Source organism: Lelliottia nimipressuralis, assembly GCF_041464075.1.
GTDB classification, from domain to species: Bacteria; Pseudomonadota; Gammaproteobacteria; order Enterobacterales; family Enterobacteriaceae; genus Enterobacter; species Enterobacter nimipressuralis.
On the sequence record NZ_CP167172.1, the window covers coordinates 1,548,592 to 1,563,936 of the forward strand.

12 protein-coding genes and 1 pseudogene are annotated in these 15,345 nt (G+C 56.6%); 5 read left to right on the forward strand and 8 right to left on the reverse strand.

Annotated features, from left to right (window positions below):
* Window positions 1-162 precede the first annotated feature (162 nt).
* Window positions 163-858 (reverse strand): aquaporin Z, encoded by a 696-nt coding sequence (gene aqpZ / locus ACB496_RS07200; RefSeq protein WP_100777025.1) that lies wholly within the window; start codon window positions 856-858, stop codon window positions 163-165.
* Window positions 859-1,230: 372 nt separating this feature from the next.
* On the opposite strand from aqpZ, the gene ACB496_RS07205 reads away from it, so the two are divergent.
* Window positions 1,231-2,889: an ATP-dependent endonuclease gene (locus ACB496_RS07205; RefSeq protein ID WP_371974754.1), complete on the forward strand. Its 1,659-nt coding sequence runs from the start codon at window positions 1,231-1,233 to the stop codon at window positions 2,887-2,889.
* Here ACB496_RS07205 and ACB496_RS07210 read toward each other — a convergent pair.
* Window positions 2,886-3,842 (reverse strand): VirK/YbjX family protein, encoded by a 957-nt coding sequence (locus ACB496_RS07210; protein WP_371974755.1) that lies wholly within the window; start codon window positions 3,840-3,842, stop codon window positions 2,886-2,888. The genes ACB496_RS07205 and ACB496_RS07210 overlap by 4 nt on opposite strands.
* Before the next feature lie 160 nt (window positions 3,843-4,002).
* Here ACB496_RS07210 and macA point away from each other — a divergent pair, with 160 nt between their 5' ends.
* Both macA and macB read left to right on the forward strand, forming a co-directional pair.
* Entirely contained in the window at window positions 4,003-5,118 is a 1,116-nt protein-coding gene (gene macA / locus ACB496_RS07215; RefSeq protein ID WP_100777022.1) for a macrolide transporter subunit MacA, read from the forward strand.
* Complete coding sequence (macB, locus tag ACB496_RS07220; RefSeq protein ID WP_371974756.1) at window positions 5,115-7,055, forward strand: macrolide ABC transporter ATP-binding protein/permease MacB; 1,941 nt, start codon at window positions 5,115-5,117, stop codon at window positions 7,053-7,055. The genes macA and macB overlap by 4 nt, the downstream gene beginning before the upstream one ends.
* 104 nt (window positions 7,056-7,159) lie before the next feature.
* Here the strand turns inward: macB and cspD are convergent, their stop codons facing one another.
* A complete protein-coding gene (gene cspD, locus ACB496_RS07225; RefSeq protein ID WP_100777020.1) occupies window positions 7,160-7,381 on the reverse strand; it encodes a cold shock-like protein CspD in 222 nt (73 codons plus the stop codon).
* Window positions 7,382-7,701: 320 nt separating this feature from the next.
* Here cspD and clpS point away from each other — a divergent pair, with 320 nt between their 5' ends.
* Window positions 7,702-8,022, forward strand: coding sequence for an ATP-dependent Clp protease adapter ClpS (clpS, locus tag ACB496_RS07230; RefSeq protein ID WP_025912927.1), 321 nt, complete (start codon window positions 7,702-7,704; stop codon window positions 8,020-8,022).
* A gap of 27 nt (window positions 8,023-8,049) precedes the next feature.
* Window positions 8,050-10,329 (forward strand): ATP-dependent Clp protease ATP-binding subunit ClpA, encoded by a 2,280-nt coding sequence (gene clpA / locus ACB496_RS07235; RefSeq protein ID WP_371974757.1) that lies wholly within the window; start codon window positions 8,050-8,052, stop codon window positions 10,327-10,329.
* 240 nt (window positions 10,330-10,569) lie between these two features.
* On the opposite strand, the gene infA is transcribed toward clpA, so the two are convergent.
* From infA to cydD, 5 genes and pseudogenes are all read right to left on the reverse strand, one after another.
* Entirely contained in the window at window positions 10,570-10,788 is a 219-nt protein-coding gene (infA, locus tag ACB496_RS07240; RefSeq protein WP_002211347.1) for a translation initiation factor IF-1, read from the reverse strand.
* A pseudogene (locus ACB496_RS07245) lies at window positions 10,716-10,889 on the reverse strand (hypothetical protein); the annotation flags it as partial. The gene infA and the pseudogene ACB496_RS07245, both read right to left, overlap by 73 nt.
* A gap of 187 nt (window positions 10,890-11,076) precedes the next feature.
* Window positions 11,077-11,781, reverse strand: coding sequence for a leucyl/phenylalanyl-tRNA--protein transferase (aat, locus tag ACB496_RS07250; RefSeq protein WP_371974829.1), 705 nt, complete (start codon window positions 11,779-11,781; stop codon window positions 11,077-11,079).
* Between the two features lie 46 nt (window positions 11,782-11,827).
* Window positions 11,828-13,549, reverse strand: coding sequence for a heme ABC transporter ATP-binding protein/permease CydC (cydC, locus tag ACB496_RS07255; protein ID WP_371974831.1), 1,722 nt, complete (start codon window positions 13,547-13,549; stop codon window positions 11,828-11,830).
* A complete protein-coding gene (cydD, locus tag ACB496_RS07260) occupies window positions 13,549-15,315 on the reverse strand; it encodes a heme ABC transporter permease/ATP-binding protein CydD (RefSeq protein WP_371974833.1) in 1,767 nt (588 codons plus the stop codon). The genes cydC and cydD overlap by 1 nt, the downstream gene beginning before the upstream one ends.
* Window positions 15,316-15,345 lie beyond the last annotated feature (30 nt).

A 15,345-nucleotide genomic window follows, 5' to 3' on the forward strand; every position in this document is an offset into this window, starting at 1 on the left:
GTCCTTTTGTGTGTCTGAATAGCGCCAGTGACACTACCCAATTCCGGTCTGCCAGTCAAAGTACAAAATAAAGGCCGGGTGGCGGCGACGCCTTACCCGGCCTGGATGACTGCACCTGTTAGCCGGGTTCGCGACGTGCCACCCGGCATCACAGCCGTACACTCAGTCGCGTTTTTCCAGCAGCGTACGATACAGCAGCCCGCCGAGGATACCGCCGACAATCGGCATTACCCAGAACAGCCATAGCTGCTGCAGCGCCCAGCCACCCTGGAAGATCGCCACTGCGGTGCTGCGCGCAGGGTTCACGGAGGTGTTCGTTACCGGAATGCTGATCAGGTGAATCAGGGTCAGCGCGAGGCCGATAGCAATAGGGGCAAAACCGGCAGGTGCGTGTTTGTCAGTGGCACCGTGAATCACCAGCAGGAAGCCCGCGGTCAGGACGATTTCAATAACAATCGCAGACAGCATAGAGAAGCCGCCCGGTGAGTGTTCGCCATAGCCGTTAGAGGCAAAACCGCTTGCCGCCGCGTCGAAGCCCGCTTTACCGCTGGCCACAACGTACAGGACCGCTGCCGCAATAATGCCGCCAACCACCTGCGCCACAATATAGCCAATCACGTCTTTCGCCGGGAAACGACCGCCAGCCCACAGGCCTAATGTCACAGCCGGGTTAAAATGCCCGCCGGAAATATGGCCGACAGCAAATGCCATCGTTAATACGGTTAAGCCAAAGGCTAATGCCACGCCCGCAAAACCAATACCTAATTCCGGGAATGCCGCAGCCAGAACGGCGCTACCGCAACCACCAAACACCAGCCAGAATGTACCAAAGCATTCTGCCGCTAATTTTCTAAACATAACCACCTCGTTAATTTCCGCACGCGGTCCTGCGCGCGGGCTACTAAATCGCCTAAAAGGGATGACGACTCAAAGAGCCATTATTTTAAAAACCAACAACACCCCTTCGCCAGTTAAATAAATCTGTTTAATTTGATTTATGGCAATGTGATGTTAATCCTTGTTCGGACTGGATGGATTTAAAGCATAGTCCAATTCGGAATGCGAAGTATCTTATGCCGGAAAATATGTTTCAAACGAAAGTCGTGGTGTAAATTCTGAATTTTAGGCTCCGTCCTGAAATAATCCGTCGATCTTAATGTGTCCTGTCACACCGCCTGCCGCTATACTGCTGATAACTTGAAGGAAAAAGTGAGCATTTCAGGGGGCATTATGTTTCTCGAACGTGTGGAGATCGTCGGGTTTCGCGGCATTAACCGTTTATCGTTAATGCTGGAACAGAACAACGTGCTGATCGGTGAAAACGCCTGGGGTAAATCCAGCCTTCTGGATGCGCTGACCCTGCTGCTTTCGCCGGAGGTAGACCTTTACAGCTTCGTTCGGGAGGACTTTTGGTTTCCGCCGGGGGATATTCAGGGGCGCGAACACCATCTGCATATCGTTTTGACCTTTCGCGAGCTGGAGCCCGGTCGTCATCGCGTTCGCCGCTATCGGCCACTTTCTCCCTGCTGGACGCCCTCCGATGATGGCTATCAGCGTATCTTTTATCGCCTGGAAGGCGAGCTGGCGGAAGATGAGAGTGTGATGACCCTGCGCGGGTTTATGGATGCCCGCGGGCAGCCTATTCCGCTGGAGGATATTGACGCTCAGGCCGCCCATCTTGTGCGCCTGATGCCGGTGCTGCGCCTGCGGGATGCGCGCTTTATGCGCCGGATCCGCAACGGCTCGGTGCCTAATTTGCCCGACGTTGAAGTCACCGCCCGCGAGCTGGATTTTCTGGCGCGTGAGCTGGTGGCGCGTCCGCAAAATCTCACGGACGGGCAGATTCGCCAGGGGCTGTCGGCGATGGTGCAGTTGCTGGAACACTACTTTTCCGAACAGGGCACGACACAAACCCGGCACCGCCTGATGCGCAGGCGCTCTCACGATGAGCAGCGCAGCTGGCGCTATCTGGATATCATCAACCGTATGATCGACAAGCCCGGTGGGCGAGCGCATCGGGTGATCCTGCTGGGGCTGTTTTCCACGCTGCTGCAGGCGAAAGGGTCGGTGCGGCTGGACCGCGACGCGCGTCCTTTATTGTTGGTGGAAGATCCTGAAACGCGGCTGCATCCGATCATGCTGTCGGTCGCCTGGCATCTCCTGAATCTGCTGCCCCTTCAGCGCATCACGACCACTAACTCCGGGGAATTGCTCTCTCTGACGCCGGTGGAGCATGTCTGCCGTCTGGTACGTGAATCCTCACGCGTCACCGCGTTTCGCTTGGGACCGGGGGGATTAAACCCGGAAGATGGCCGCCGTATCGCGTTTCATATCCGCTTTAACCGTGCGTCGTCGCTGTTTGCCCGCTGCTGGCTGTTAGTTGAGGGGGAAACTGAGACCTGGGTGATCAACGAACTGGCGCGTCAGTGTGGACACCATTTCGACGCCGAAGGGATCAAAGTCATTGAGTTTGCCCAGTCGGGATTAAAACCGCTGATCAAATTTGCCCGCCGGATGGGGATCGAATGGCATGTGCTGGTGGATGGCGATGAGGCCGGGAAAAAGTATGCCAGTACCGTACGCGGTTTGCTGAACAACAACCGGGAAGAGGAGCGGGAGCACCTCACGGAATTACCGGCGATGGATATGGAACACTTTATGTATCGTCAGGGGTTTGACGATGTGTTTCACCGCGTGGCCATGATCCCCCCGGGCGTGCCGATGAATATGCGACGGGTGATCGCCAAAGCGATACATCGCTCATCGAAGCCGGATCTGGCTATTGAAGTGTCGGCGGAAGCAGGACGGAGAGGGGTCGAGGCGGTGCCGACATTACTGCGTAAAATGTTCTCCCGCGTGCTGTGGCTGGCACGCGGGAAAGCCGACTAGCGGTGGGTTGCCTGATTGATCTGCTCGATCAGGCTATCCAGCAGTTCATAGCGGCGACGGTATTCAGAGCGTTTTTTGCTCGCGATCTCTTCCATCGGTTTGCGCGCCATCTCGAGCGGGAGCTGGAAGTGACCGCTCGCCAGCGGTTCGCCACTCATTGAGCGCCAGAAACTGTCGTAATCCGCCAGCAGCTTGCCCTCTTTTTTCTTACGATAGCGCCAGCTGCGATAGATATGCGTGGCGTTGCTGACGGCCAAAATCTGCTCCACCGGGAACGCGGTGCCCAGCGTCATGGCGGCTTCCACCAGCAGACGTTTCGGGAACAGGCCATGACAGGCTTTGGTTGCACCCTGGATCAGCTCGTGAGGCACAAAAGCTTTTGCTCCTTGCAGGCCGCCGATAAACAGGGTGGTTTTCCCGTCGAGCTGACACAGGGTGAAGGTCATCTCGGCCAACACCGTATTCTGGTGATCGCAGAACGCCAGCGTCGCTTCGCCCTCTTTATCGAGGAACGCATCGGCACACAGGCGGATCGTAAACTGGCGTTCGTCTTTGCCGGTCAGCGTTAACAGGGTGACGCCTTGTTTGGATAAATACCCGTTCATCAGCGTTGCCGGAAGGGTTTTGCTCATGGTCTGGTAGTGCCAGTTCAGCGCCTCGAGCGCGCGCTGACGGCTCATGTCTACAGAGAGCCATGGGCGGTGCAGACGGCACGGCAGCCCAGGCTGCACTTTCAACATTTGCATTAATCGCGGTTGTTTTGCCAGGCTTGCCAGCAGGCGCGCAGTGCTGAACGGTGCCGCCAGCGAACGCAGCATGAATTTACGCCGATAGGAGGGGTTCTGCCACGCAAGCCCCGGTGTTAATTCGCCTGATGCAAGGCTCTGGAAAAGCTGCCAGCCTGATTTTGGCTGCGACGGCTGTGAAGAAGGTAGATCGGCGATGGAAGACATGATTATTCCTGGCTTCTGGATGAGATCTCTATTTCAGCAGCCATTTAATCAACATCTCGTCAACAAATGAGGTGAGAGATAAAAAAACGGGGGTTTCGTTGAGGAACAGTTTAGATAGAATCGACATTTATAATTGCCAGAACATTTATTTGGAATATTTATGAATCTCAAGGGAAAACGCAGGAAGCTGTTTTTACTGTTGGCCGTCGTCGTGCTGGTGGGCGGATACTGGCTGTGGCAGGTCCTCAACGCACCTGTGCCGCAGTACCAGACGCTGATTGTGCGGCCGGGCGAGCTGCAACAAAGCGTGCTGGCAACCGGTAAGCTGGATGCTCTGCGAAAAGTCGACGTCGGCGCGCAGGTCAGCGGTCAGCTTAAAACGCTGTCGGTTGAGATTGGCGACAAAGTGAAAAAAGGTCAGCTGCTGGGGGTGATCGATCCTGAGCAGGCAGAAAACCAGATCCGCGAAGTAGAAGCCACGCTTATGGAATTACGCGCCCAGCGCAGCCAGGCCGAAGCCGAGCGCAAGCTGGCGCAGGTGACGCTTGGGCGTCAGCAGGCGCTGGCAAAAACGCAGGCCGTTTCCCGTCAGGATCTGGATACCGCGACGACGGAACTGGCGGTAAAACAGGCGCAGATTGGCACCATAGACGCGCAAATCAAACGCAATCAGGCCTCCCTTGATACGGCCAAAACTAACCTCGATTACACCCGTATCGTGGCACCGATGGCCGGGGAAGTGACGCAAATCACCACCCTGCAGGGCCAGACGGTTATCGCCGCTCAGCAGGCGCCAAACATCCTGACGCTGGCGGATATGGGCACCATGCTGGTAAAAGCGCAGGTTTCCGAGGCCGACGTTATCCATCTCAAGCCCGGTCAGAAAGCCTGGTTCACGGTGCTGGGCGATCCGAATACCCGCTATGAGGGCGTGCTGAAGGATATTCTGCCGACGCCGGAGAAGGTCAATGACGCGATTTTCTACTATGCCCGCTTTGAAGTGCCAAACCCGAAAGGCGTGCTGCGTCTGGATATGACCGCGCAGGTGCATATTCAGCTGACGGGCGTGAAAGATGTGCTGACTGTCCCGCTGGCGGCGCTGGGCGAACCGGCAGGCAACAACCGTTATAAAGTGAAAGTGCTGCGTAACGGCGAAACCCGCGAGCGCGAGGTGGAGATTGGCGAGCGTAATGATACGGACGTCGTGATCGTCAAAGGGCTCGAAGAGGGCGACGAAGTGGTGACGGGTGAAAGCCAGTCCGGGGCCGCGAAATGACGGCATTGCTTGAACTGAACGATATCCGCCGCAGCTATCCTTCCGGAGAGGAGGCGGTAGAGGTGCTGAAGGGCATCACCCTGCGCGTCGAAGCCGGGGAGATGGTGGCGATCGTCGGGGCGTCTGGCTCCGGGAAATCCACCCTGATGAACATTCTCGGCTGCCTGGATAAACCAACCAGCGGCACCTATCGCGTGGCGGGGACGGATATTTCCACCCTCGACAGCGATGCGCTGGCCAAATTGCGTCGTGAACACTTCGGCTTTATCTTCCAGCGCTACCATCTGCTTTCGCATCTGACGGCGGCGCAAAACGTGGAAGTCCCGGCGGTGTATGCCGGTGTGGAACGCAAGAAGCGCCTTGAGCGCGCCCATGCGCTGCTGACGCGTCTGGGTCTGGCCGAGCGTGTCGATTATCAGCCATCGCAGCTCTCTGGCGGCCAGCAGCAGCGCGTGAGTATTGCCCGCGCGCTGATGAACGGCGGGCAGGTGATTCTGGCCGATGAACCGACGGGCGCGCTGGACAGCCATTCCGGGGAAGAGGTGATGGCGATCCTGCACCAGCTGCGCGATCAGGGGCATACGGTGATTATCGTCACCCACGATCCGCAGGTGGCGGCGCAGGCGGAGAGAATCATTGAAATTCACGACGGTGAGCTGATAAGCAATCCGCCAGCGAAAAAAAATCACGTCGGTGTGCAGAAAACGATCCTGCCGCCGCCGACGGGCTGGGGGCAGTTTGTCAGCGGATTCCGCGAGGCGTTAACCATGGCCTGGCTGGCGATGGTGGCGAACAAAATGCGCACATTGCTGACTATGCTCGGCATTATCATCGGCATTGCATCGGTGGTATCGATTGTGGTGGTGGGCGATGCGGCGAAACAGCTGGTGCTGGCGGATATCCGCGCCATCGGGACCAACACCATCGATGTCTATCCGGGTAAAGATTTTGGTGACGATGAACCGCAAAACCAGCAGGCGCTGAAGTATGACGATCTGGTGGCGCTGCAAAAACAGCCGTGGGTGAACTCGGCCACCCCAGCGGTATCGCAAAACCTGCGTCTGCGCTATGGCAATATTGACGTAGCGGCCAGCGCCAACGGCGTGAGCGGTGACTATTTTAACGTCTACGGGATGACCTTCAGCCAGGGCGCAACCTTTAACGCCGAGCAGCTTGCAGGTCGCGCGCAGGTGGTGGTGCTGGACGATAACTCGCGTCGTCAGCTGTTCCCGAATAAAACCAACGTCGTCGGTGAAGTGATTCTGGTCGGCAACATGCCCGCGACGGTGATTGGCGTGGCGGAGGAGAAACAGTCGATGTTTGGCAGCAGTAAAATCCTGCGCGTCTGGCTGCCGTACACCACCATTTCCGGGCGTATCATGGGGCAGTCGTGGCTTAACTCCATCACCGTGCGGGTGAAAGAGGGTTACGACAGCACTCAGGCCGAACAGCAGATCGAACGACTGCTCACCCTGCGCCACGGGAAGAAAGATTTCTTCACCTGGAATATGGACGGCGTCTTGAAAACGGCGGAAAAGACCACACGTACTCTTCAGATGTTCCTGACGCTGGTGGCGGTGATTTCGCTGGTCGTCGGTGGGATCGGGGTGATGAATATCATGCTGGTGTCGGTGACGGAGCGCACGCGCGAGATTGGCATTCGCATGGCGGTTGGCGCGCGGGCAAGCGATGTGCTGCAACAGTTTTTGATTGAAGCGGTGCTGGTTTGTCTGGTGGGCGGTGCCTTTGGTATCACGCTTTCGATGCTGATCGCCTTTACCCTGCAGCTGTTTTTACCGGGCTGGGAGATCGGTTTCTCACCCTTTGCGCTGCTGACGGCATTTTTATGTTCGACGGCGACGGGCGTGCTGTTTGGCTGGTTACCGGCGCGCAATGCGGCGCGGCTCGATCCGGTGGATGCATTGGCCCGCGAGTGAGTTTTACCGGGTTACGCGCCGTCGCGCGACCGGTGCTGGAAATAAAAATGCCAGCCGATCGGGCTGGCATTTTGCCGACAGGATGTACACAATGAATCAGAGGGCTAAGCGACAGCTTCTGCTTCAATGGGCACAATGACACTGGCATGATTGCCTTTTGGCCCCTGGTGAACATCAAACCGAACCGACTGTCCGGCTTTTAGTGTTCTGTATCCATCCATCTGAATGGTGGAATAGTGAGCGAAGATATCTTCGCCGCCGCCTTCAGGGCAGATGAACCCGAACCCTTTGGCGTTGTTGAACCACTTAACAGTACCCATTTCCATGCTTCGACATCCTTCGTATATCTTATTAAGTAAGATGGAATGAACCGGTGGTGGAGTGGGGGCTGTTCAAAACCTCGCCAACTCACGCTTGTACAATTTAGATAAACCAGCCTTATCGTCAAGTGTCAGGCGCTGGAGTTGGGACAATAATCAACCAAAATTTGAAGCAGTTAACGCTATTGACGGGAATGTGACAGACATCGCGGATGGCAGTAATAGATGTTTGTTATCTGATATCTGAGGTAGATTCAGAATATGTATCAATGCCTGTCAGCGAAAAATGTTCTGCCGGAAACCGTAACCGATGATGACGACTGACAATGGGTAAGACGAACGACTGGCTGGATTTTGACCAGCTGGCGGAAGACAAAGTGCGCGACGCGCTAAAACCGCCATCTATGTATAAAGTTATGTTAATGAACGATGATTACACGCCGATGGAATTTGTTATTGACGTGCTACAAAAGTTCTTTTCTTATGATGTTGAACGTGCAACGCAATTGATGCTCACCGTTCACTATCGCGGCAAAGCCATCTGCGGCATTTTTACTGCCGAAGTAGCCGAAACCAAAGTGGCGATGGTGAACGAGTATGCAAGGGAGAACGAGCATCCGTTGCTGTGTACGCTGGAAAAAGCCTGAAAAGGCATAAAATTGGGGGAGGTGCCTATGCTCAATCAAGAACTGGAACTCAGTTTAAACATGGCTTTCGCCAGAGCGCGTGAGCACCGTCATGAGTTTATGACCGTTGAGCACCTGCTGCTTGCACTGCTCAGCAACCCATCCGCCCGCGAAGCGCTGGAAGCCTGCTCCGTGGACCTGGTGGCGTTACGTCAGGAACTCGAAGCCTTCATCGAACAAACGACACCGGTGCTGCCCGTCAGCGAAGAGGAGCGCGACACTCAGCCGACGCTCAGCTTCCAGCGCGTGCTGCAGCGTGCGGTGTTCCACGTCCAGTCCTCTGGCCGTAGCGAAGTGACTGGCGCAAATGTGCTGGTTGCCATCTTTAGCGAGCAGGAGTCGCAAGCTGCGTACCTGCTGCGTAAACACGAAGTCAGCCGACTCGACGTGGTGAACTTTATCTCTCACGGAACGCGAAAAGACGAGCCGAATCAGGCGTCGGATTCCAGCAGTCAGGTCAATAATAATGAAGAGCAAGCAGGCGGGGAGGATCGTATGGAAAACTTCACCACCAATCTTAACCAGCTTGCTCGCGTCGGTGGGATCGACCCGCTGATTGGCCGCGATAAAGAGCTGGAACGCGCGATTCAGGTCCTGTGCCGTCGCCGTAAGAACAACCCGCTGCTGGTGGGGGAATCGGGCGTGGGTAAAACCGCGATTGCTGAAGGGCTGGCCTGGCGTATTGTGCAGGGCGATGTTCCGGAAGTGATGGCCGATTGTACCATCTACTCGCTGGATATCGGTTCTCTGCTTGCGGGCACGAAATATCGCGGTGATTTTGAAAAACGCTTCAAAGCCTTGCTGAAACAGCTGGAGCAAGACACCAGCAGCATCCTGTTTATCGATGAGATTCACACCATCATCGGCGCAGGTGCGGCGTCTGGCGGCCAGGTGGATGCGGCTAACCTGATCAAACCGCTGCTCTCGAGCGGCAAGATCCGCGTGATGGGGTCGACCACCTATCAGGAATTCAGCAATATCTTCGAGAAGGACCGTGCGCTGGCGCGCCGCTTCCAGAAAATTGATATTACTGAGCCGTCCGTTGAGGAAACGGTGCAGATTATCAACGGCCTGAAACCGAAGTACGAAGCGCACCACGACGTACGTTACACCGCCAAAGCGGTACGTGCGGCGGTAGAGCTGGCGGTGAAATATATCAACGACCGTCATCTGCCGGATAAAGCGATTGACGTAATCGACGAAGCAGGCGCGCGTGCGCGTCTGATGCCGGCCAGCAAGCGCAAGAAAACCGTTAATGTGGCGGACATTGAATCCGTGGTAGCTCGCATCGCGCGTATCCCTGAGAAGAGTGTCTCTCAGAGCGACCGCGATACCCTGAGAAACCTCGGCGACCGCCTGAAAATGCTGGTCTTTGGCCAGGATAAAGCCATTGAGGCCTTAACCGAAGCCATCAAGATGGCCCGTGCCGGGCTGGGACACGACCATAAACCGGTTGGCTCCTTCCTGTTTGCCGGTCCAACCGGTGTCGGTAAAACCGAGGTAACGGTGCAGCTGTCTAAAGCGCTGGGCATTGAGCTGCTGCGCTTTGATATGTCCGAGTACATGGAACGCCACACCGTCAGCCGTTTGATTGGTGCGCCTCCAGGATACGTGGGCTTTGACCAGGGCGGCCTGCTCACCGATGCGGTGATCAAGCATCCGCACGCGGTTCTGCTGCTCGATGAGATCGAGAAAGCGCACCCGGACGTGTTCAACATCCTGCTTCAGGTGATGGACAACGGGACGCTGACCGACAACAACGGGCGCAAAGCGGACTTCCGCAACGTGGTGCTGGTGATGACCACCAACGCCGGTGTGCGTGAAACGGAACGTAAATCGATCGGCCTGATCCATCAGGATAACAGCACCGATGCGATGGAAGAGATCAAGAAGATCTTTACGCCAGAGTTCCGTAACCGTCTGGACAACATTATCTGGTTCGATCACCTGTCTACCGAGGTGATCCATCAGGTGGTGGACAAGTTCATCGTCGAGCTGCAGGTCCAGCTGGATCAGAAAGGCGTATCGCTGGAAGTGAGCCAGGAGGCCCGAAACTGGCTGGCCGAGAAAGGCTACGACCGTGCGATGGGTGCACGTCCAATGGCGCGAGCCATTCAGGACAACCTGAAAAAACCGCTGGCCAACGAACTGCTGTTTGGTTCGCTGGTGGATGGCGGCCAGGTGACCGTGGCGCTGGATCAGGCGAAAGGGGAGTTGACGTACGACTTCCAGAGTGCGCAGAAGCATAAGCCAGAAGCGGCACACTGAGTTATATCGCGTAAATAAAAGCCGGGTGAAAGCCCGGTTTTTTTATGCCTGTGTTTTGTGGGTGTCGCAGGTTGAACGCGTCGGGCTGTTGCATGTGACCGGTTCGGATATAACGCAGGCGGTGGCGAGGTCTCTGACGGTAATAGATTTTCGGCCTGGCCCGGTATATAGCGGAAATAAAAAAGGCCGGGGATTCCCCGACCTTTTTAAATATCTCTACGCCTTTACTGGCGAAAACAATTAGCGACTACGGAAGACAATGCGGCCTTTGCTCAGGTCGTACGGGGTCAGCTCAACAGTCACTTTGTCGCCCGTCAGGATACGGATGTAGTTCTTGCGCATTTTACCGGAGATGTGCGCGGTTACCACGTGACCGTTTTCCAGTTCTACGCGGAACATGGTGTTAGGTAACGTATCAAGTACGGTACCCTGCATTTCAATATTGTCTTCTTTGGCCATCTAATCCTCTGGGGTATCACTACCAAGTTTTGAACCGGCAAGATAATGCCGAAATTCATCAATTAAGTAAAGAATTGCGCGTTTAAAACGCAACAAAACAGTTTCGGCGTATTGCCCAGTCGTCACGGTATAACCGTACGAGAAGCGCATTCGTAAAGGGGAGGCGACAGGATAAACGCAAGGACGTTATCTGGTGCGAAGGATTCCCAAACGGCGGCGGGGCAACAGGCTGAACCTACTCTGCGGCACCAATTATAACACTCCTCATCAGAAATGGGCGGAAAACATTTATGCCTGAGAGATAAAGAGCGTTCTGGGAACCCAAAAGTTCTGTGGCAGCTTCTGCAAACGCATGGCATCCAGCTGTTCCAGATAATGTCGTCGTGATATTTCAACGGCGCCCAGCGAGGCGGTGTGCTCGTTCAGCACCTGGCAATCCACCAGTTGACCACCGCGCAAAGAGAACTCCTGGCAAAAGACCAGCAGGGCCGTTTTGGAAGCGTTAATGGCGCGGCTGAACATCGACTCACCGCAAAACAAGGTGCCCTGCGCCACGCCGTACATGCCGCCAACCAGCGCCTCGTTTTCCCACACTTCGATGGAGTGGGCGTGGCCCAGTTCATGTAAGCGATGATAAGCGTCGATAATGTCGTGTGTGATCCAGGTGCCTTCATGACGATCGCGGGCGCAGCCTTCGATCACCTGCCCGAACGCGTGATTGAGCGTTACATGATACGGGGATTTCGCATGGAAGCGCTTCATACTGCGACTCAGGTGAAACTGCGCGGGAAGCAGCACTGCGCGAGGATCGGGCGACCACCAAAGAATCGGATCGCCGGGTGAGAACCAGGGAAAAATGCCGCGCTGATAGGCCATCAGCAGACGCGCCGGGCTTAAATCACCGCCAAGCGCCAGTAGCCCATTGGGTTCACGTAGCGCTCCCTCTGGCGAAGGGAACGCAATATTATGACGAGAAAGCTGGACCAGGCGCATGACTGCGAAACTCCAATACGCGAGTTAGGATCGGTTCAAATATAGTCTACAGACGTTGTTTAAACTGGTAATAGCGACCCTGTTTCGCCAACAGCTCTGCGTGACTACCTTGCTCAATAATTTGCCCGTTGTCCATTACAATTATTTGGTCAAAATTCGCCAGTCCGCGCAGGCGGTGCGTCACCATCAGCACGGTTTTGTTTTTCATGACTTGCGCCAGTAAATCAAGGATTTGGCTTTCGGTTGTGGCGTCCAGACCTTCCGTCGGTTCATCCAGGAGCATCAGCGGCGCGTCATGCAACAGAGCACGTGCTACCGCCAGACGCCGTAACTCTCCACCCGAAAGCTGACGACCTCCTTCTCCCAGCCAGCTGTTTAAGCCGTCATCCTCGAGCAGTTTCTGCAGGCCGACCTGTTCCAGCACGGCGCTTAAGTCGCTGTCAGAGGCTTGCGGCGACGCCAGCAGCAGGTTATCGCGCAGCGTGGCGCTAAACAGATGCACGCGCTGCGGAACTACGCTGACAGCCTTACGCAGGGCGGGCTCGCTAAATTCCGTAAGCTTTGTATCGTTAAAGCGAATTTCGCCCCGACGCGGGTCCCAGGCGCGGGTCAGTAATTGCAGCAGTGTCGATTTACCGCAGCCGGTTCTGCCGAGCACGGCAACGTGCTTGCCGGCCGGAATTGTCAGGCTGATGGCATCGAGCGCGTTTTGCGCCTGCCCGTCGTAGGCAAACGTCACGTCTTTCAGCTGCAGCGCCACGGACTGAGGAGCCACATCGTGCTGTGCGGTGAACGCCACTTCCGGTTTCTGTTCGGTAATCTGGGTAATGCGCACCGCCGAGGCAATCACCTGGCCGAGGTGCTGGAACGCGCCGGTTACCGGCGCGAGTGCTTCAAACGCTGCCAGCGCACAGAAGACAAACAGGGCGATCAGCGCGCCGGGCTGCGTATTTCCGCCCACGCCGCCTGATGCCATCCACAGCATCGCGATCACCGCAACACCGCCAATCAGCATCATCACCGCCTGGGACAGCGCCGTCAGCTCGGACTGTCGGCGCTGGGCTTCGTGCCAGCTCAGCTCCGTGCTTTCCATCTGAGCGCGGTAGCGGCGGCTGGCGCCGAAAATCGTCAGTTCTGCCTGGCCTTGCAGCCAGGACGTTAATTGCTGGCGGTAGTCGCCGCGCAGACGAGTCAGGTTTTCACCCGTGGATTTCCCCGCACGATAAAACAGCGGCGGCAGCAGGAGCAGCGTGAGCAGCATAATACCGCCCAGGGTGAGAGCGATAGGCACGTCGAGCACACAAAGGCCCAGCGTGACGGTCACGATCACCACAAACGCGCCAACCAGCGGGGAGATCACGCGCAGATAGAGATGATCCAGCGTATCGACATCGGCCACCACGCGGTTCAGCAGTTCGCCCTGACGAAAACGCGCCAGCCCGGCAGGGGAGAGGGGCAGAAGCTTGCTGAAGGTGAAAATACGCAGATGTTGCAGAACGCGGAAGGTGGCATCGTGGCTGACCAGACGCTCAAAATAGCGCCCGGCGGTACGGGCAATCGCAGTACCGCGCACGCCAGCAGCGGGCAGCATGTAGTTAAAACTGTAGAGTCCGGCAACGCCCGCGACGGCAGAAGCCGACAGGAACCAGCCAGAGAGTGTTAATAATCCGATACTGGCCAGCAGGGTGACGATAGCCAGCACAATGCCCAGCGTCAGCATCCATTTATGGCGTTTATACAATGCGAGGTACGGCAGCAGGGCGCGCATTAAATATCCTCCTGACGATTAGCCAGCAGGGAGGCAAATGGCCCCTGCGCGGCGGCGAGCGTGGCGTAATCACCTTGTTCAACAATACGCCCGTTTTCCATTACCCAAATCTGATCCCAGTCGGCAATACCTTCGAGCTGGTGCGTGACCATCAGCGTCGTTTGCTGGCGAGAGGCATCATTCAGCGCCTGCATGACGCGCTGTTCACTGTGGGCGTCAAGGCTTGCGGCAGGTTCGTCGAGCAGCATTAACTGGCTTGGATTCAGCAATGCGCGCGCTACGGCGATACGCTGGGCCTGGCCGACGGAGAGTCCTGCCGCCTGATCGCCGACAACAGTGTCGACGCCGTTTGGCAGCAGCGGCAGAAACTCGCTGACCCAGGCGCGGTCGAGCACCGATTGAAGCTCATCTTCGCGGGCATCGGGGCGGGCCAGCAGGACGTTTTCGCGAAGCGTCGCGGCTGGCAGCTGTGGGTTTTGTCCCACCCAGCTCAGCTGCCTACGCCAGGCATCAGGCTCAAGCGAGCGCAGTTCCGTTCCGTTGATCTGCAGCGAGCCGGTATACGCCATAAAGCCGGATAACGTATTCAGCAACGAGCTTTTCCCCGAGCCGCTGATGCCAACCAGCACCACGCGCTGGCCCGCCGAGAGTGTAAAGTTGAGCGGTCCGGCCAATACTTTGCCTTCCGTCGACAAGATGGAGAGATCTTCGGCATGAACGGTAATTGGCTCTTTGCTGTTGAGCGTGATATCTCCACGCTCCGGGTGTGCCAGCGGCGTCTCAAGGAAGGCTTTCAGACTGTCAGCCGCGCCCACGGCCTGCGCTTTGGCGTGATAAAACGTCCCCAGATCGCGCAGCGGCTGGAAGAACTCAGGCGCCAGGATCAGGGCGAGGAAACCGGCAGACAGCGTTACCGCGGTGCCGTAGTGGCCAAAATCCAGCGCGCCAAGGTAGGAGAACCCAAAGTAAACCGCGACCAGCGCAATGGACAGCGAGGTGAAGAACTCCAGCACGCCGGAGGAGAGGAACGCCAGACGCAGCACTTCCATGGTGCGCTGACGGAAGTCCTGTGAGGCGAGACGGATATTTTCGATTTCGGCTTCGCCACGACCAAAGACGCGCAACGTCTCCATTCCGCGCAGGCGGTCGAGGAAATGCCCACTCAGGCGACCCAGCGCGAGGAAGTTACGGCGGTTGGCATCTGCCGCGCCCATGCCGACCATCGCCATGAACATCGGGATCAGCGGCGCGGTGCCGAGCAGAATCAACGCTGCTACCCAGTTAGAGGGGAAAATCGCGAGCACGATCAGCAGCGGAACACAGACTGCCAGCGCCATCTGGGGCAGATAGCGGGCGTAGTAGTCGTGCATATCGTCGATCTGTTCAAGGATCAGTGTCGCCCAGCTACCGGCTGGTTTACCCTGAATCCAGGCCGGGCCTGCTTCCTGGAGACGATCCAGAACCTTACGGCGGATTTCGTAGCGAATATTTTGTCCGGCGTGGAAGCCCACTCGCTCGCGCAGCCAGACCACCCAGGCGCGAAGAACAAAGACCAACACCAGCACGACAAACGGCATCAATAATGCCTCGCGCGGAATGTTCTCCATAATCATATGGTTAAGAATGCGGGCCAGCAGCCATGCCTGGGCAACAATCAACAAACCGCTGATAAGACCCAAAAGACGGGAAATAGTCAGCCAGCGGCGGGAAATAACGCTTTGCTGTTTAAGCCAGCGAGTTAACTCTTGTTGACGGGTTTTTTCCATTACGCGCTTTGCAGGTGAGTTATAAGAAAT